Here is a 17685-nt window from a genome sequence, read left to right on the forward strand (position 1 = left end):
GTACAAATTGGTGATCAACATATCTTTAATTAAATCTACGTTGTCTTTAGGAAACTCTGATTAACCTAGAGTTTCTCGCGACACAAGGATGTGTCGCCAATTTCAAGAACTGTAAGTGATTGAAATTGTGAAGAAATTGGAAATCACATTTTCAATTTCTGCCCTCTGATTAAATCAAGGATGAGTTAATCAGAGGTTCCTTTAGAAACTTCCTAAGTGTGAATACACTGTGAGTATAAATATGCTCTGAGCAGTCATTATCGCTGATTGCTTTCGCACAAATTTCAACCAGGTTGTAGCTGAACAAAAGGATTAATTAACCAGCCCAGTAGGCCCGTAAATTTCAACGGCGCATCTACCACGGCTAAACACAGGCAGTCGGCATCCGCTGTTGCGTTGGGTGTATGAACGTCACCGGGCTTTCTGTGTAAGAAATCACCCGCGCTGTAGATGCCGTCTTGATCTGAAAATGCTCCTCGCAGTACCACCGTATACTCGTTACCTTTGTGGTTGTGCTCCAGCACACGACCACCGGCGCCAATCTTAATAAGCGAAACCTCGCAGCGATTTTGTCCGGTTTTGAGATGAGCGATTTGCATGGCAGGCGCCACACGACGCCATTTTAAAAATCGAGGCTTCACAATTAACTTGGCCAAGTTTGCAGGCAGATCGCGTCTAATTTTACTGGCAACGGCAATGGGTATTTCACTGGCTTGAGCTTCTGATACAGTCGCCGGATTTTCAATACCATCGACACGCGCCATTACAGAATCAAAAAGCTGATCTAAAGGCCGCAACATCGAGGGAGTTGCTCGTAGGTTAACGTTTTCGGGTTGATAACTGCTGTGCTCAAGTTCTTCTAAGAGAATGCCGCCGAGTTGGTTAAAGCGATTGACCTGTTCGCTACAGCTTTCGCAATAGTGCAAATGCGCCGAAACGCTTAAGGCCACCGCCGAATCGATGGAACCCGCGCTGTATTCAAGCAGCAAGTTAATGTCTGGGTGGTGGCGAATCATTGGTCAACCTCGTTACTTCTGTTTGCAACTATCAACTGCAATTTCTTTAAACCCAATCTCACACGTGATTTCACGGTTCCCAGGGGAAGGTCCATTTCTTCCGCTGCTTCTAGATGCGTTTTGCCTTCCATAAACACCTTACGAATGACTTGAATTTGATCTTTTGGCAAAACTTGCCAAGCTTTGGCGATCAGGTCTTTATCGCGAGCTTTTTGTAGGTGAGTAACGGGTGTGTGTTCCTCTTCATCGGCCCAAAGATCATCAATTTCCAGCGGCTGCGCGATATGTCGATTTGATCTTCTCAGCAAATCAATTCGACAGTTTCTGGCAAGGGTAAAAACCCAAGTGCTGGCGGAGGCTTTTTTAGGGTCGAAGGTGTTGGCTTTTTGCCAAACCTTGATCATAACTTCTTGAGCCAGCTCATCGGGCAGGCTTGAAGATTGATCGGGCACAGGTTTAGACAGGCAATAACCCCTGATCAGCGGAACATAGTGATTGAAGAATCGCTCGAAGGCCTTTCTGTCCTTCTGGGCGACAAGCAGCAGCGTTTGGCTCCAAGTATCGTCTCGCAAGGTGTTTTGCGATCCGCTTGTTGGTGGGTCGATTCTATCGGTCACTTTGGCTTTAATTTTAGGTAGGTCATTGCCTGAAGCTAGCACGAAAACTCTCTCTTTTCATGAAAAACCGTCATTGTCAGCACAACTCAAACACAAACGAGCCAGTTAGGAGTTGCATTGAACCTTGTTACGCAGAGAGATTGTTAATGGATGACCCATTGTTAACGATTGTTTGAACTAAACTGACGGTATGGCCGTTCCACTCATGTGGACGATCCAGTTTCACTCTCCTGTGTGGGAATATTGATGTCGATCACTCGGTGAGCTTAGGCATTATCTTCACCTGAGAAGCTTTTTAGTGTGTGGGTGGTGTGTAACGACTAAGAATTCGAAGTGGCTAAGAATTCGAAGTGGCTAAGAACTCGAAGCGATAAAGCATTGGTTTGATTGTGAGGGTTTGCTTGATCTAATAATCGCGATACCGCGTACAGATCTTATATATCAATTTCCAAGGTGCGCAGACCAGAGAGGAACTATGAATACGGCGCTCGACATCAATCAGTTAGCCAGCAAACCCGCGATGCAGAGATTTTTATCGGCTTACTCTGAGTTCGATGCCAGGCTTATTCAAAATCTACCGCACATCTACCATGAGAACGCCGTGTTCATTGACCCAGTACACAGAGTAGAAGGTATTGGTGGTATTGAAAGCTACTTTTCCAAGCTCTTACCATCGTTAAATTATTGTCGATTCATTTTTGAAGACATCGTCGAAACCGATGATATTGTGTTCGTGAGTTGGGTCATGGAATTCAGCCACCAAAAGTTAGCACGAGGCGAAGAGATATCCGTTAAAGGTACTTCTAGGTTAGTTTTCAATAACGAAAAAATTATTTCGCACATTGACTACTACGACATGGGGGCGATGCTTTACGAACACGTTCCTGTTTTAGGGCGCGTGGTTATTTGGCTGCGTAAACGTTTGGGATAAATGTGTGATGTTCAGTAAATCGGCATACCCTCTCACCGAAAAAACCGTGTGGATTACCGGAGCTTCGTCAGGAATAGGACTGCAATTAAGTAGAGATTTAGCATCGAAGAACAATTTAATTATTGCCAGCGGTCGCAATACTTCTGCATTAGAGCAGTTGCAGCAGCAGTTTCCTAACAACATTGTTGTTTTGAGCTTTGATTTATCCAACGACGCTCACTGGGCATCATTGCCATCGCGTTTTCGTGACTTTACGGACACCCTTGACGGAGTTATCGCCGCCGCTGGTATTTGCGAATATTTGGACGATCCTTTAACAGGGCAAGCTATTTACCGTCGCGTATTTGAAGTGAATTTTTTCGCGATGATCAGGACTTTATCAATTGCTGTGCCGTTGTTAAAAAAGTCCGAATCCCAGGCGTTTTTTGCCGGTGTTAGCTCAATGGCTGCACAGGCGCCATTTACCCGAACACAAGCTTACGGTGCATCCAAGGCCGCGTGCGAATATTGGTTGGGGTGTCAGCGTATCGATCTTGAGCCTCAAGGTATTCATGTGATCACAATTTCTCCGGGTTTTGTAGATACGCCCTTGACTCGACAGAATGATTTTCCCATGCCGACGTTAATTTCTGTAGAAGAGGCATCAGACATTATTTGTACCGGTATTGCCCAAAATAGAAAATCAATTGTGTTTCCCAAAAGATTATTGTGGATGCTACGTATTTATCGCTGGTTTCCAGGCTTATGGTTTGGTCCTATTGCGCGAAAAATGCGAAGAGCCCAAGATATTTAACGAATTTTTTGCAGAAAAGTAATTTGCTTCAAAAAACAACTCTGATTAATTCAGAGATTCTAAGGGGATTTGCTTGTAAAAAACCCTGTTGTACCTGTGAGAGAGTTAGAATTTATTGTAATTGTTATTTGGTGGCAACGCTTAATTTTTAGCACCGCTTAATTTTTAGCACCGCTTAATTTGTAGCACCGCTTAATTTGTAGCACCACTTAATTTGTAGCACCACTTAATAAGCTAGATACTATTGCGTTTTTTGCGCGTTCATTCCTATTAAATATCGGCAATTAAAAAATTATTATGACCGGAAGCATTTTAGACCGTGTAATTAAGCCTCGAATAGCGATAGTGGGTTCAGGTATAGCAGGATTATCGTGCGGATATTATCTGCACAAACATTTTGATGTGCATATTTTTGAAGCTGACTCGCGTATTGGTGGTCACACTGCGACTATAGATTTCGAGCTAGACGGTAAGCATTATGCAATAGATACTGGCTTTATTGTTTTTAACGATTGGACTTATCCGCTATTTATGCAACTGCTTGACGAGATCGGCGTCCAATATCAACCTTCAAGTATGGGCTTTAGTGTCACGTGCGAAACTACAGGGCTGGAATACAGTGGTGGTAGCTTAAGTACCTTGTTTGCCCAGCGCAGTAATTTATTAAATCCAAAACATTGGAAAATGTTGGCGGATATTGTTCGTTTTAATAAAACTATTTTGGCCGATTTAGCATTGAATAAACTCGATGCTAAACAAAGTCTCGGTGAATATCTTGATCGCAAACGTTTTGCGAGCCGATTTTTGAGTCATTATTTAATTCCCATGGTCAGTGCCATTTGGTCGAAATCAACCCAGGCAAGCCTAGATATGCCGGTGCTTTTTTTCGCCGAGTTTTTTAAAAATCACGGATTGTTGAGTGTTAAAAATAGACCTCAGTGGTATGTTGTTAGCGGTGGATCAAAGAGCTACATTAAGCCGTTAACGCAGTTTTTTGCCGATAAAATCTACACCAATGCCAAGGTTACCGATGTTAAAAGACTTGCAGACGGTGTTGAGTTTTTTGTCAACGACGAAAAACAACATTTCGATTACATAGTGTTTGCCAGTCACAGTGATCAAACATTAGCGACGCTAACAGACGCCTCTACCTTAGAAACCGAATTACTCGGCAACATTCCTTACCAAGTAAATGATGTAGTCTTGCATTGGGATGAGTCGCTGTTGCCGGAGAATAAATCAACTTGGTCGAGTTGGAATTATCGTCTTGTCAAAACAAATAACCAGACAAGATTCGAACAAGACAAAGCCGTGCTGACTTATCACATGAATACGCTTCAGAATATTCAAAGTGAGCGGAATTTTTGCGTAACCTTAAATCATACCGATGCGATAAATCCCGATAAAATTATTGGTCGCTATCAGTACAGTCATCCAACTTTTGGCAAAAAAGCTTTAGTAACCCAACAATCTTGGCAGGACATTAATACCGATCGAACTTGGTTTTGCGGTGCTTGGTGGCGAAATGGCTTTCACGAAGATGCCGTCTACAGTGCTAAACGTGTAGCTGATGCTTTATTGCAGAAAGTACAGGTTGCTACGTGTCACATAAACACGGAATCCACTAACCAATAATTAACGAGAAATTAAACATTTAATGGAATTTCAGTCGGCCATTTATTGCGGAAAGGTGTGTCATCGCCGCTTTGCCCCAAAACATCATTCCTTCGGTTATGATGTGTTTATGTTTTATTTGGATTTAGATGAATTAACTGATTTAAGCCAAACCAGTCGATTATTTTCGACAGATAAAAAACGCGGTTTCGGACGCTGGTTCTGGCGGTGGCGTCGTGAAGATTATTTTTTAAATAACACCAGTAACTTGAAAAACGAAATTTACCAATGGTTGGCCGATCGGGGAATAAAAAATCTTTCCGGGCCCATTCGAATGTTGGCAAATGTTCGATGTTTTAATTTTATCATTAATCCTATAGTTTGCTATTTTATTTTTGATGAAAATAATTCGGTACCAAAATACGTTATTGCAGAAGTTACCAATACTCCATGGCGCGAACGTACCCAGTATTTGTTAACCTGTGATGAAAGCGGAAATCTCAAAGATTTTGAATTTGAAAAAAAGCTTCATGTTTCACCTTTTCATGGTATGAATATGTTCTACCGTTGGTGCAGTATTTCACCGGGTGATAATGTTCATATTAATATCGAAAACGTGGTGAATAATCGCGGTAGTGAAGACGTCATTTTCGATGCCACTATAAATTTAAGACGTATTCCTTTTACCGCGCAAAATTTGCAAAGAACGTTTTTTCAGTTTCCGATAATGACATTCAAAGCGCTGTTTGGCATCTATTGGCAAGCATTAAAAATATTTGTTAAAAAAATACCTGTCCAACCTCATCCCAAAAACTTGAAAGCGAGGCCTTGATGAGAGCCATTAGTATTGATGAAACCCGTGTGGTCAATAAAAAAGATATTTTATTTTTAGATAATCTAGCACGTTCAACTATTTTCAAAATATTTAAACGTATTCGGGTTGGGCATTTAATTCTTACCGAAGGCGACAGAACTTACACCTTTGGTCAGCCTAGGCATGACGCAGAGATAATTGCCAAAATATCGGTTAATCACGGATGGGCATATCGTCAGGCCTTATTTCGTGGCTCGGTAGGTTCAGGTGAGGCGTACATGCTTGAGGGTTGGAGTTCACCCGATCCTCTCAATGTTGTGCGTCTAATGGTTCGCAATCAACACATGCGCGAAGCTATGGATCACCGCTGGGGATTTTTAAATGCGTTAATCAGTCGAATTTCTAAGTTTTTATCACGTAACAATATTCATGGTTCTAAAGCGAATATTTCCGCCCATTATGATTTGAGCAATGAATTTTTTCAGTTGTTTTTAGATGATCACATGATGTATTCCTCTGCGGTTTTTAACGATCATCAATCTTCGTTAGAAGATGCGTCGGTCACTAAAATGCAGTCGGTGTGTGACGCTCTCAAATTAACAGAGCAAGATCATTTATTAGAGATTGGCACCGGTTGGGGTGGTATGGCAATTTACGCCGCTAAAACGTCCGGTTGCAGAGTAACAACGACGACAATTTCGCAAGAGCAATACGCTTACGCTCGGGCGAGAGTAGAGCGGGAAGGTCTCAGTGATCGCGTGACGGTACTTTGCCAAGATTATCGAACACTAGAAGGTCAGTACGACAAGATTGTTTCTATCGAAATGATTGAGGCGGTGGGCCACAAATACTATCCGACGTATTTTTCAAACTGTTCTAGTTTGCTCAAAGAAAACGGCTTGATGTTTATTCAGGCAATTACCATCGCTGATCAGCGTTACGATAAAGCGAGAAAGTCTACCGATTTTATTCAACAGTATATTTTTCCCGGCGGTGTATTACCCTCCATAGAAATTATCGCAAAAAATATACGTGCTCATACTAATATGCAGATGGTTTCGTTAACCGATATTACCGGTGACTATGTTTTAACATTGGATAATTGGCGTCGACGTTTTCAAAAAAATATTCACAAGGTTCGTGAGCTGGGTTTTGATCCCATGTTCGAACGTATGTGGGAATATTATTTATTTTATTGTCAGGGTGGATTTCAAGAAAGAGTTATCAGCACGGTGCAATTAGTTTTGGCTAAACCATTGGCTAAAAATTTTTAAGAGGTGCAGTGAATTAGAGTCGGGTCATAAATGAAAACGCGATTTCCAAATTTAGTTTGATGCTACTTCTTATTAAAATTCAACAGACTTTCTAGTTTTATATTCGGTTACGAAATAAGATTTTAAGAATTTCTGAATAACTTAAAGCCTTCTTTAGGCATACTGAGATGTTCATTGATTGAAAATGGTCTGGTTTTTCTACAATTGGATATTTTTTTAATCAATGACTCTCAAGTATGTTCTTATTTTGTAAATCTGACCCTCATTTTGTAATGCGCGTCTTTACGTTGTAAAAGTATCGATAAATTATTCCACTTTATTGGCAATACCCGGAATAATCTTCTAGGTTTAAATAAACTGACTTATAAATCGATAAATAACGTCATACAACTTCGGTATTCTTTGTTCAATTATTGACGTTCCTTGTCCTCAATGGTCTATGTATGTCTTACTCGCGACCTGTGTCGCAGATATTCTTTTTCTATTGTGGGAAATTCCTGATGTAAGCCTAAGGTTTTTCGTTTAGTTTCCAAATGGCGAGATTATCGAGAAGTTAAACACACATAATGTGTATAGAATTTCGTGGCACGAAACGTGTCTATAAGAATAATAATATTGAACGTCTTTACTGGATTCTCAAAATTGTGAGAATTATTTGAATGAAGAAATGCGTAAACATGGAAAATAAAACAATTGTAAATGGATTTAAGCTGGCGCGACCTGTTAGGCCAGCAGTAATAGATATAGAAGCATCGGGTTTTGGCTTTCAAAGCTATCCTATCGAAGTGGGAATTGTCTTGTCTTCAGGTCAGCGTTTGTCTCGTCTGATTAAACCTTTGCGTAGCTGGACACATTGGGATTCCAGCGCAGAAGCGCTGCACGGCATTTCACGGGATCAATTGCTTCAAGAAGGCTATGCCCCCAGAGTTGTTGCCGAAGAATTGAACGACATTTTATCGGGTCAGACTGTCTACAGTGATGCTTGGGTTGTTGATAAGCCCTGGATTGATACTTTATTTGACGCCGTGAAAATAAATCGTGATTTTCGTATCAGTCCAATAGAGGCGATTTTTTCTGAAAGCCAAATTGAAGATTGGGATTTGACCAAAAAACGTATTACCGAAGAGTCTGGTCAACCTATTCATCGAGCTCTTAACGACGCATTGCTGATTCAAGAGACCTTTGTAGCAACTCGCAAACCTGTGAGTTCACGCATTGCGTAATTTCAGACCGAATATTTATTGTTCACTGTTTAGCTGGCGCTCAAAATGAGTGCTGGCGCCATTCGTCTTTTTACTCTTATTGCTTAGACTTTATCCTATCTCGCCAAGCTACTTTTCCCGACACATTGATCATTACTGTTGCTGGCCTTTTAAAGACACTGGTACTGGATATTGGATTTGTTAACGAGGTTTTGAAATTGAAGTGAGTTGTGTGATAACAGGCTTTAAGAAGCTGCTTGATTAACAAAAAGAAGAATGAAGTTTATTGGTGAAGAGCTGAAAATAAAAAGGCTCTAATAAAGAGCCCCCTAGATACCTGGTCGTCCATGACCCGAAGCATCCTGCTTCGAAGAATCCAGTTCTTTTGGATAACAACAATCCTCTGTTGCTATAAAGACCTAAGTACCGCTTCCGTACGGCTATTGTATTACTGTCCTTGTTTTTATCTGTATTTTTACCTAACTTGGTCCATCAAACGACCGTGTTGCCTTCCCGTGGCAAACTCTCTTTTTAAAATCCTTTTCAGACCTAACCTTGGTCTCTTGTCTTCCTTGATTACCTCCCTGTGATTTGTATTATCACTTCAAAGTGAAAGTGTGAACAGGCGCATATTTCTGGTCTTTTTGTGAGATATATCTCACTTGCTAGCAGATGAAATACAATTTGAGAAAGAACAAATTAGCATTGGGAGGTTATTTTTAATTGCTGGGTGTGAAAGCTATGCTGATATTTGTGTGCGAATTTTGATCTTTTAGGATTGTTAATGATCTATTTGTGCAAGAAAAACGAAGAATTATGACGAGAATGACTGTGTAATGGGTGATCTTAGAGGAGTTTTGAATGTGTGAGCATTTGTCACTAAGTTGATGATTGAATTCGAACGACAATAGACGAGAAAGTACTCGTCTATTGCGAAATTGAGGAGATTATTCTCCCCAGTTAAGTGCGCCACCGGTTTGGTATTCAATAACGCGAGTTTCAAAGAAGTTCTTCTCTTTACGAAGATCCATCATTTCACTCATCCAAGGGAATGGGTTCTCAGCGCCCGGATACTGTTCTGGAAGACCCAGTTGCGATAAACGACGGTTGGCAATGAAGTGCAGATACTCTTCCATCATGGCCGCGTTCATTCCCAATACTCCGCGCGGCATGGTATCGCGAGCGTATTGAATCTCAAGCTCAGCACCTTCGAGAATCATTTGAATGATTTCGGCTTTGAATTCTTCGGTCCAAAGGTGCGGATTTTCCAGTTTGATTTGGTTGATAACATCGATACCAAAATTCAAATGCATAGATTCGTCGCGCAAAATGTATTGGAATTGCTCGGCAACACCAGTCATTTTGTTGCGGCGACCCATGGATAAGATTTGAGAGAATCCACAGTAGAAGAAGATGCCTTCGGTCACTACGTAAAAACCAACAAGGTTGCGCAGTAATTCTTGGTCGCTTTCTGGTGTGCCGGTTGTGAAGCTCGGATCGCTCAAACCTCGGGTGTGGGCAATACTCCATGCAGCTTTTGCGGCAACCGACGGTACTTCGCGATACATGTTGAACACTTCACCTTCATCCATACCCAAAGACTCAATACAGTATTGATAGGCGTGGGTGTGGATAGCTTCTTCAAAGGCTTGGCGCAAAATGTATTGGCGACACTCAGGATTGGTCACTAAGCGGTAGATGGCAAGTACTAAGTTGTTGGCGACAAGGCTATCGGCGGTAGAGAAGTAACCTAACGAGCGCATTACGATCAAACGCTCATCGTCGGTTAAACCTTTAGGGTTTTTCCACAGGGCGATGTCTGCGTTCATGTTAACTTCTTGTGGCATCCAATGGTTTGCACAACCATCAAGGTATTTTTGCCACGCCCAATCGTATTTGAACGGTACTAACTGGTTAAGATCTGCGCGGCAGTTGATCATGCGTTTGTCGTCAACTTCAACGCGTGCGGCACCCATTTCAAGTTCTTCTAGACCCGGAGCCGTATCGGCTTCGGCAATGGCTTTTAATGCGGCTTCTACGTTTGCCGAAAATTCACCGACATTAGCGGCTGAGGTAGCTTCTTTAGCCACAACGGTCTCTAGTCCTGCGCCTGAGGCTACGGTTGAAGCTGATACTTTATTGCTTGGTTCTTGAGCGGGAGCTGGCTTTGGTGCTTCAACTGGTTTTGCGGTTTGAGGTTTTGGTTTGACTGGAGTCGATTCGTTCGTGTCGAAATCATCCCAACTTAACATGGTGTGAAAATCCTTTGCCATTTAAATGGTCGGTTGAAGGTACGGATTTTGGGTTGATCGCTCGCCGGCGATATCAAAAAAGTGTGTAACAACAGAATGAGCAGAGTTTCAGGTTTGATTCGATATAACCTTGATTAACTTTGGAGAAATAAGCATTCGTCGTGAAGTTGTCTTTCCTTGTCTGTGTGTACAGCGCACACCAAGAACTATAGGCAATATTGACAGGTAACACAATATCTAGTGGTTTAAAAAAATGTAAACACTAGATATGTACTATTTTTTCACAAGTTATCCACAGGTGTGGACAATTTTTTACTTCTAGACGAAATTTTCTGGGCTTTTTGTTAGTACTTAAAAGCACAAGGCAGTGGTCACTAACATAGTCTATATAGGCGGGGAATAACTTGGTGTGGCGCTCAAATTTGTGTGTTGAGTAAAGTGAACAGCCATTCGGTCATGAAATTTAGAAACGAATCACCGATAATGAATTCTCAAGTATTAGCTACACATACGTGGCATAAACTACCGAACTTGAGTGTTTCTTCAGTGTGAATACTAAGAGTTCAAGTTCTGAGCTACCGTCACGTTATGAGTGAGAAACTCGCTACGCAATTGCGTATTAGAATGTGAATCTAAAAATCATTACAGGCGGGAGAGAAACCTTGCAGGAAGATCAACACCCACGAGTGGTGCGATTGAGTTTTAGTAAAGAGTATTTAAAGTTTTCTGCTGCTCATTTTACGATTTTTTCGGCCACCGAGCGCGAACGTTTGCACGGTCATAATTTTACGGTTGCGGTTGATATGCAAGTATCAGTGGGCGACGACGGTTTAGCTTCTAATTATCGAGTTTACAAAGACGAGCTTAAAAAGTGTTGCGCTGAATTGGATGAATATTTGATATTGCCGCAGTTATCGCCGCATCTAATCATCGAGTCAAACGCTGGCGAATATGTGGTTCAATTTCATAAGGAAACCATGCGATTCCTACAAGCGGATACACAACTCTTGCCGATTAGAAATACAACGGTGGAAGAGTTTTCGCACTATCTGTTAAATCAGCTTCTCTCTACAGAGGTTTTTGCTCCTGGCAAAGTTTCTGAGTTGTCTGTCACTGTGGCGTCAGGACCGGGTCAGTCTGGCACCAGTTCTTGGTCAGGTTGCGCTTAATTTTTGGGCTGATTGATTGAGTAACTTAAAAAATATGTGTGATGTGTATTTGTTCGCCGATGTAGAGTACAAATTTGGGTTGCGCGCTAGAAAATGCTTTATTTGAAGAGCCTCTGATTAACTCGTCGCTGATTTAATCAGAGGTTCAAATCGTACGGGACAATTTTAAATTTTTACGGAAATAAAATTTAAAAAACGTATTTTGTATTACACAAAAATATTTTCTTCTGCTGGGAATATTCCATTTCGAGTATCTTCGGCGTATTTCATTAATGCACCGGGAATCGAAGCGGTTTCTTCCAAAAAGTTTTTGGAAAACTTGGGTGGTTTCTCGGTAAGACCTAAAATATCGTTAATAACCAAAACCTGTGCGTCGGTATCTTTACCCGCACCTATGCCAATGGTTGGAATGTCGAGAGATTCGGTAATGGTTTTGGCAAGTGAAGAAGGAATGCATTCCATAACCAATAAGTCGGCGCCGGCTTCTTCTAGCATGCGCGCGTCATTATAAATAATTTCGGCTTGTTGCTCGTTGCGACCTTGCACACGGAAACCACCGAATTTGTTCACGTATTGTGGCGTTAAACCAATGTGCCCACACACGGGAATGCCTCGGTCGGTCAACATTTTTACGGTTTCAGCAATCCATTCACCGCCTTCCAGTTTTACCATGTGCGCGCCGGCCTGCATGATTCGCGTGGCATTTATCATGGCTTGTTCGGGTGTTGCGTAAGACATGAAGGGCAGGTCGCCCATGATCATAGATTTATTGTTACCGCGTCTTACAGCTTCAACGTGATAAATCATATGCTCCATGGTGACAGGTATGGTGTCGTCGTACCCTAAAACTGTCATTCCCAAGCTATCGCCGACCAGCAGTAATTCTATGCCGGTCTTCTGCGCCATGGCTGCCATAGGCGCATCGTACAGTGAAACGCAGACAAATTTATTGCCCTCGGACTTCATCTTTCTCAAGGTGGTGATGCTAACGGGTTTAGTAAGAGCGGACTCTTGTGTGGGTTTTCCGTAGGGCATGATAGTTTCCCATGTATTCAATCAATAGTGTCGCCGGTGTAGGGCGAGTTGTAGATGAGTTTCTCGCTTTTGACGCAAAACTCAATAACTATTTTGTGCAACTTTATTCGCTGATGTGGCGAAGATTGATTGCGTGCTTGCTTAACGTTAAAAAAGCTTAGAGCAAATAATCAGGGTATTAATCAAAGCTTATTTTAAACGCGGTTTTAATAATTCTAATTTTTATAGGAAACTCTGATTAGCCTAGAGTTTCTCGCGACACAAGGATGTGTCACCAATTTCAAGAACGGTAAGTGATTGAAATTGTGAAGAAATTGAAAATCGCATCGTCAATTTCTGTCCTCTGATTAAATCAGCGACGAGTTAATCAGAGGTTCCTATACGGTTATATGGCGTATTTATTGGCCATATATTGGTAATCTTATGTGTTAAAAATTAAGCAGCGATATATTGTCGAGCTGTCGTAATCCCGCATTACCAAGGTTTTTTTTAAGTAAATTTAACGGTGTGCCATCGGGTAAGGCAAGGTTATTGTCGATATCCAGCAACGGAAAAACCACAAAATTTCTTTCGTGAAGCCTCGGATGGGGAACCGTAAGAAAATCTGATTGAATCACCTGATTGTTAAATAGCAATAAATCAAGATCCAATGTACGCGCACCCCAGCGTTCAATTCGCACTCTACCGTGATCGCTTTCTACTGTCTGTAAAACGGTCAACAATTCAGGCGCTGAAAGTTCGGTGCTAATTTTTAGGGCCGCATTGGTGTAATTGGGTTGGGCAGGGCCAACGGGATCGGAATCATAGACTTTAGAGCATTCAAGCACCTCAATAGAGAGATGCTCGGAAAGTTGTTTAACCGCAGAGGTTAATTGTGCGATGGGGTTATTTAGATTAGCGCCAAGGCCAATGTAGGCAGTATTCATAAATTGAAAAACATAGCCGTAATTAAACTCAATTATTAAAAGCGCTAGAGTTTATTCGTTAGCAGGAGGGTAGTAGTACAGGGTAAGGCTGCGTTTTTTTCCGTAAATTATTAAGCCAAGAGAGGCAAAAACCGAACAGAGTGCGCCTAAAAATAGAGACAAAAATACACCAGCCAGCGGCACTATAAAAAGCGCCTTGATACCTGTTACAGGTTGTCCTTGCATGTAAAAATCCAGCAAGCCGACAGACGCTAAAATACCCAGCACTGAAAACAAAGGAATCATAAACACCGTTACGCCGACGAAAATGATTTTAAAAACAGATTTAGTATGCAGCCTTTGAACGTTTATTGGCTGCATGGATTTCTGATTATCTGACATGAATAACTCAACTAGTTTACGTCGGGAGAATTTGACGGTGATTTGCGTCTTGGTCGACGCCGAGAGTTAGAGTTGTTTCTGCCTCTACTGTGTTGTTCGTTAGCCATTTTTTCACGATTGACATCGTTAGCATTTTGAAAATCCGTCCACCATTGGCCCAAACCTTGGTGATCTTCGCCCGATTGCTCACGTAACAGTAAGAAATCGTAGGCGGCACGAAAACGAGGGTGCTCCATAATTCTGAAGGCTCGCTGGCCTGCTCTGCGGGGTAGTCGCGCTTGTAGATCCCATATTTCACGCATGGTGGTGCTGAAGCGCTTTGGAATGCTGATAAATTGGCATTGGCGCGATAACACTTGTTGATAGGCCTGATGCGTTGCTTCTGCTGGCGTCAGTTTCTCAGCCTTAAGAGTTTCTATTCGAGCTTCAATTTCGGGCCACAGTAATACGGCATAGATAAAAGCCGGTGTTACGCGTTTGCCTGATCGAATACGAGTATCAGTATTTGCCATGGCGTTTTCAAAAAAGACGCGGAAACTAGCACGGGCTTGCACTTGTTCTGCACTGCCGGGAAATAACTGGGCAAATAAGCCAAACTCTTCGAGTTTGTGAAAAATGGGCAAGCTGTAACCGGACATAAACAGCTTCAAGCTCTCGTCCCACAATCGAGCCGATGAAACCTGTGTGATTGCTGGAGCCAACGACTTTATAGGCGCTGCGGTTTTGGGTTCGATGGTAAAGCCGAGCTTGGCCGAGAAGCGAACCGCTCTGAGCATTCGAACAGGGTCTTCCTTGAAACGCGTTTGAGGATCACCAATGATGCGCAGAGTTTTGTCGTTAATATCGTTAACGCCGCCGGTAAAATCAAAGATTTCGTTAGTAATTGGGCTGAAATAGAGCGCGTTGACGGTGAAGTCTCTGCGTCTGGCATCACTTTCGATATCACCAAAGACGTTGTCTCTGAGTAACATGCCATCTTCTGATCGAGAGGAAAGCTTTTGATCCTCTTCGCCAGTATGGTCACTTCTGAAGGTAGTAACTTCAATAATCTCGCGGCCAAATCGTACATGAACGATGCGAAATCGGCGGCCAACGATTCTGGAGTTACGAAACAGCCTGCGAACTTGCTCGGGAGTGGCGTCTGTAGCGACATCAAAATCTTTAGGATCGCCATCAAGAAGTACGTCGCGTACACCGCCGCCTACTAAATACGCTTGATGATTCGAATCTGCAAGGCGTTGAATGACTTTAAGAGCCGCTTGGCTGACTTTTTCAGATGACAGATTGTGATCAGAGTTTTTGTAAACTGTTGATTTGGAACTGTCTTTAGCCCCAGTGAAGAGGTTGATTAACCGTTTTAGCATGCGTATTAAATTAAATGACCGATACCGTGAGCGCGGCGCTTGGCTGTACCTATTATAAAGGAGTTAGACGCCAGTAAAAATAAGTGGGCGAGTGTATCACGTGGTTTTATCTGGTGGAAATTATCGGCAAATACAAATGAAGGAATTGGTTAAATTAGGCAGGTGTACAGACGAAAGCAAACCGGGAGAGTAATCACTCCCCCGTTTATAATTCGGTTGTCCATAGTGTGAAAGTATTTGGCATCCTTGCTTCTTAGTTTCGCATTTGGAGGAATCGCCTCCAGTTTCAAGTTTAGTTGTTGTTGGTATTTATTATTAATTGTTGTTAATGAATTTCTTTTATTATTATTTATTGTTGTTATTGTAATTTCTGTTTTAGTTATTATTTATTGTTGTTATGTAAGTTGTTATTTATTTTTATTATTTATTGTTTTTATTATGCTAGCTATAAAGCATTCGCTGTGCCAGTTTTAAAATTGATATATTTATCAATAAGTTACAAATTTTTGACACCTTGTTATCTCATTTCGCTATTTTCAATTCGTTACCTATTATCCCGTAATCTGTTACCTCATCTTGAGCGGGGTAACACTTTACGGCGAGTAACAGGAGGTAACTTTTTCAGTAACACTCCTAGTTCGATAAGCTTAGTCCATGTGTTGTGAATCGCACGTATTATCGACTGTGATTGGCAATTGACTTTTGTCAAGGTTGGTCAGTATGAAAATTGATCAAATGGCGTTGATCGAGAAGTGAAGGAACAAGGATTGAGAACAGAGAAAGAATCTGAAGGGTAGATAAGGGGTTGGAATGAAATGAAATGCGAATTGCGAGTCGCTTAAATCTACGACTCGTCGCCTATTACTTTGTGGCCGAAAGTGTTTTCTTACGCTCAATGCCAAGCTTTTGGCGTCTTTCCCATAAACATTTGCGGCTAATCCCAAGCTTTCTTGCGAGTTCGGTCTCACTCATGGATTCTTGGTGTTCTAGTACAAAATGCTGGAAATAATCTTCTAGCGATAGATCTTCTTGGGGATCTGTTCCGGGCGTGCTGACGCTTTTGGGCCTTAAGGCTTTGTGGGAATACGGCGATAGTTCATCGTCTTCGTAATTTTCCGGCGTGTCTGTTTTGACCAGATCGAGATCGATACCTAATATTTCGTAGGAAATATCCTCACCTGGCTCGCTTAAAATCACCGATCGCTGAATGGCGTTCTCTAGCTCTCGAACATTTCCTGGCCAGTTATAGGTACTGATGGCTTGAATGGCTTCGGGGCTGAGTTTTTTCTGCTCCTGGCCCATTTCATCGCAAAATCTTTCAAGCAGTGCTTCGGCAATGGTAACCACATCTTTGCCACGCTCTCTCAACGGCGGGAGTTGAAGTTGAATTACGTTTAAACGGTAATACAAATCTTCTCGGAATTTTCCCTCTTTAGAGAGTTTTCTAAGATCTCTGTGTGTGGCGGCAACCAAACGCACATCAACCTTGCGTGAATCAATGGCACCAATGGGGCGGACTTCGCCTTCTTGGATAACCCGCAATAGCCGAGCCTGTGCCTCAAGTGGCAGCTCGCCAATTTCATCTAAAAAGAGCGTGCCTGTATCGGCAGCGGCGACCAGTCCTTCGCGAGTGGCGGCGGCACCGGTGAACGCGCCTTTTTCATGACCAAAAAGTTCAGATTCGATAAGTGTTTCAGGAATTGCCGCGCAGTTGACGCTGATTAAAGGACGCTCCGCTCTTGGACTCATAGAGTGTAGAGAGCGGGCAACCAATTCTTTTCCGGTACCGGTTTCGCCGTGAATAAGCACTGTTGCTGGCGTAGGGGCTACCTTAGCAAGTTTGGCGTAAAGCGTTCGCATGACCGGGCTTGTACCAATCATGCCTTTCACGGCAGTAACTGGGCGGTTCTTTTTACCTGCCGATGATCGGTCGACCTTACCAATGACTCTTTTAACGGCCGCGACCATTTCGTCGTGATCAAACGGTTTGGCGATATAATCGATAGCACCCATGCGCATAGAGTCTACCGCTGAGCGAAGACTTGCATAGCTGGTCATGATAAGTACAGGAACGTCACCGGAAAGCTTAATAAGATCGGTACCGGGTGCACCGGGTAGGCGTAGATCACTGATAATAAGATCATAATCTGCCAACTGAAATTTAGTAACGGCCTCTTTTACAGAGTTTGCTTCGCTAACGTCGTACTTATGGCGAGACAGCAGCTTACGCAGGGCCGTTCGGATAATGGCTTCGTCTTCAACGACAAGAATCTTGCTCATAGTCCATCAACTGGCAG

Annotated in this window: 15 protein-coding genes; 7 read left to right on the forward strand and 8 right to left on the reverse strand. The window is 42.4% G+C overall.

Going from position 1 to position 17685, the window contains the following annotated elements; genetic code table 11:
* Positions 1 to 284: 284 nt before the first annotated feature.
* Together ACYQ28_RS03620 and ACYQ28_RS03625 are read right to left on the reverse strand one after the other, a co-directional pair.
* Entirely contained in the window at positions 285 to 1016 is a 732-nt protein-coding gene (locus ACYQ28_RS03620) for a ChrR family anti-sigma-E factor (RefSeq protein ID WP_460048505.1), read from the reverse strand.
* A complete protein-coding gene (locus tag ACYQ28_RS03625; protein WP_460048503.1) occupies positions 1013 to 1675 on the reverse strand; it encodes a sigma-70 family RNA polymerase sigma factor in 663 nt (220 codons plus the stop codon). The genes ACYQ28_RS03620 and ACYQ28_RS03625 overlap by 4 nt, the downstream gene beginning before the upstream one ends.
* 433 nt (positions 1676 to 2108) lie before the next feature.
* Here ACYQ28_RS03625 and ACYQ28_RS03630 point away from each other — a divergent pair, with 433 nt between their 5' ends.
* The 6 genes from ACYQ28_RS03630 to ACYQ28_RS03655 all read left to right on the forward strand — a co-directional run bounded on the left by ACYQ28_RS03630 (position 2109) and on the right by ACYQ28_RS03655 (position 8282).
* A complete protein-coding gene (locus ACYQ28_RS03630) occupies positions 2109 to 2564 on the forward strand; it encodes a nuclear transport factor 2 family protein (protein WP_460048502.1) in 456 nt (151 codons plus the stop codon).
* Between the two features lie 7 nt (positions 2565 to 2571).
* Positions 2572 to 3357, forward strand: a complete 786-nt coding sequence (locus ACYQ28_RS03635) for an SDR family NAD(P)-dependent oxidoreductase (protein ID WP_460048535.1) — start codon at positions 2572 to 2574, stop codon at positions 3355 to 3357.
* 297 nt (positions 3358 to 3654) lie between these two features.
* Positions 3655 to 4992 carry an NAD(P)/FAD-dependent oxidoreductase gene (locus tag ACYQ28_RS03640; protein WP_460048501.1) on the forward strand — a complete coding sequence of 446 codons (1338 nt, stop codon included), beginning with the start codon at positions 3655 to 3657 and terminating at the stop codon, positions 4990 to 4992.
* A 22-nt stretch (positions 4993 to 5014) separates the two neighbouring features.
* The gene (locus ACYQ28_RS03645) at positions 5015 to 5803 is read left to right on the forward strand and encodes a DUF1365 domain-containing protein (RefSeq protein WP_460048500.1); all 789 of its coding nucleotides are present in this window, start codon (positions 5015 to 5017) and stop codon (positions 5801 to 5803) included.
* Entirely contained in the window at positions 5803 to 7059 is a 1257-nt protein-coding gene (locus tag ACYQ28_RS03650) for a class I SAM-dependent methyltransferase (protein WP_460048499.1), read from the forward strand. Before ACYQ28_RS03645 ends, ACYQ28_RS03650 begins: the two co-directional genes overlap by 1 nt.
* Positions 7060 to 7736: 677 nt before the next feature.
* Positions 7737 to 8282 carry a 3'-5' exonuclease gene (locus ACYQ28_RS03655; RefSeq protein ID WP_460048497.1) on the forward strand — a complete coding sequence of 182 codons (546 nt, stop codon included), beginning with the start codon at positions 7737 to 7739 and terminating at the stop codon, positions 8280 to 8282.
* Positions 8283 to 9208: 926 nt separating this feature from the next.
* Here the strand turns inward: ACYQ28_RS03655 and ACYQ28_RS03660 are convergent.
* The gene (locus ACYQ28_RS03660; RefSeq protein ID WP_460048495.1) at positions 9209 to 10513 is read right to left on the reverse strand and encodes a ribonucleotide-diphosphate reductase subunit beta; all 1305 of its coding nucleotides are present in this window, start codon (positions 10511 to 10513) and stop codon (positions 9209 to 9211) included.
* A 662-nt stretch (positions 10514 to 11175) separates the two neighbouring features.
* On the opposite strand from ACYQ28_RS03660, the gene ACYQ28_RS03665 reads away from it, so the two are divergent.
* On the forward strand, positions 11176 to 11682 hold the full coding sequence (locus tag ACYQ28_RS03665; protein WP_460048494.1) for a 6-pyruvoyl trahydropterin synthase family protein: 507 nt from the start codon (positions 11176 to 11178) through the stop codon (positions 11680 to 11682).
* A gap of 207 nt (positions 11683 to 11889) precedes the next feature.
* Here the strand turns inward: ACYQ28_RS03665 and panB are convergent, their stop codons facing one another.
* From panB to ACYQ28_RS03690, 5 genes are all read right to left on the reverse strand, one after another.
* Positions 11890 to 12717: a 3-methyl-2-oxobutanoate hydroxymethyltransferase gene (gene panB, locus ACYQ28_RS03670; protein ID WP_460048493.1), complete on the reverse strand. Its 828-nt coding sequence runs from the start codon at positions 12715 to 12717 to the stop codon at positions 11890 to 11892.
* Positions 12718 to 13145: 428 nt separating this feature from the next.
* Positions 13146 to 13643 carry a 2-amino-4-hydroxy-6-hydroxymethyldihydropteridine diphosphokinase gene (gene folK, locus ACYQ28_RS03675; protein WP_460048492.1) on the reverse strand — a complete coding sequence of 166 codons (498 nt, stop codon included), beginning with the start codon at positions 13641 to 13643 and terminating at the stop codon, positions 13146 to 13148.
* Positions 13644 to 13694: 51 nt separating this feature from the next.
* On the reverse strand, positions 13695 to 14024 hold the full coding sequence (locus tag ACYQ28_RS03680) for a hypothetical protein (RefSeq protein WP_460048491.1): 330 nt from the start codon (positions 14022 to 14024) through the stop codon (positions 13695 to 13697).
* Between the two features lie 11 nt (positions 14025 to 14035).
* Positions 14036 to 15388 (reverse strand): polynucleotide adenylyltransferase PcnB, encoded by a 1353-nt coding sequence (pcnB, locus tag ACYQ28_RS03685; protein ID WP_460048489.1) that lies wholly within the window; start codon positions 15386 to 15388, stop codon positions 14036 to 14038.
* Positions 15389 to 16249: 861 nt separating this feature from the next.
* Positions 16250 to 17668 (reverse strand): sigma-54-dependent transcriptional regulator, encoded by a 1419-nt coding sequence (locus ACYQ28_RS03690; RefSeq protein WP_460048487.1) that lies wholly within the window; start codon positions 17666 to 17668, stop codon positions 16250 to 16252.
* Positions 17669 to 17685 lie beyond the last annotated feature (17 nt).

Source organism: Sessilibacter sp. MAH1, from assembly GCF_054658315.1.

Excerpts from the sequence above, each read along its gene's own strand:
- ACYQ28_RS03620 (WP_460048505.1), bottom strand. The coding sequence starts at position 1,016 with ATGATTCGCCACCACCCAGACATTAACTTGCTGCTTGAATACAGCGCG.
- ACYQ28_RS03630 (WP_460048502.1), top strand. The coding sequence starts at position 2,109 with ATGAATACGGCGCTCGACATCAATCAGTTAGCCAGCAAACCCGCGATG.
- ACYQ28_RS03635 (WP_460048535.1), top strand. The coding sequence starts at position 2,572 with ATGTTCAGTAAATCGGCATACCCTCTCACCGAAAAAACCGTGTGGATT.
- ACYQ28_RS03640 (WP_460048501.1), top strand. The coding sequence starts at position 3,655 with ATGACCGGAAGCATTTTAGACCGTGTAATTAAGCCTCGAATAGCGATA.
- ACYQ28_RS03645 (WP_460048500.1), top strand. The coding sequence starts at position 5,015 with ATGGAATTTCAGTCGGCCATTTATTGCGGAAAGGTGTGTCATCGCCGC.
- ACYQ28_RS03650 (WP_460048499.1), top strand. The coding sequence starts at position 5,803 with ATGAGAGCCATTAGTATTGATGAAACCCGTGTGGTCAATAAAAAAGAT.
- ACYQ28_RS03655 (WP_460048497.1), top strand. The coding sequence starts at position 7,737 with ATGGAAAATAAAACAATTGTAAATGGATTTAAGCTGGCGCGACCTGTT.
- ACYQ28_RS03660 (WP_460048495.1), bottom strand. The coding sequence starts at position 10,513 with ATGTTAAGTTGGGATGATTTCGACACGAACGAATCGACTCCAGTCAAA.
- panB (WP_460048493.1), bottom strand. The coding sequence starts at position 12,717 with ATGCCCTACGGAAAACCCACACAAGAGTCCGCTCTTACTAAACCCGTT.
- folK (WP_460048492.1), bottom strand. The coding sequence starts at position 13,643 with ATGAATACTGCCTACATTGGCCTTGGCGCTAATCTAAATAACCCCATC.
- ACYQ28_RS03680 (WP_460048491.1), bottom strand. The coding sequence starts at position 14,024 with ATGTCAGATAATCAGAAATCCATGCAGCCAATAAACGTTCAAAGGCTG.
- pcnB (WP_460048489.1), bottom strand. The coding sequence starts at position 15,388 with ATGCTAAAACGGTTAATCAACCTCTTCACTGGGGCTAAAGACAGTTCC.
- ACYQ28_RS03690 (WP_460048487.1), bottom strand. The coding sequence starts at position 17,668 with ATGAGCAAGATTCTTGTCGTTGAAGACGAAGCCATTATCCGAACGGCC.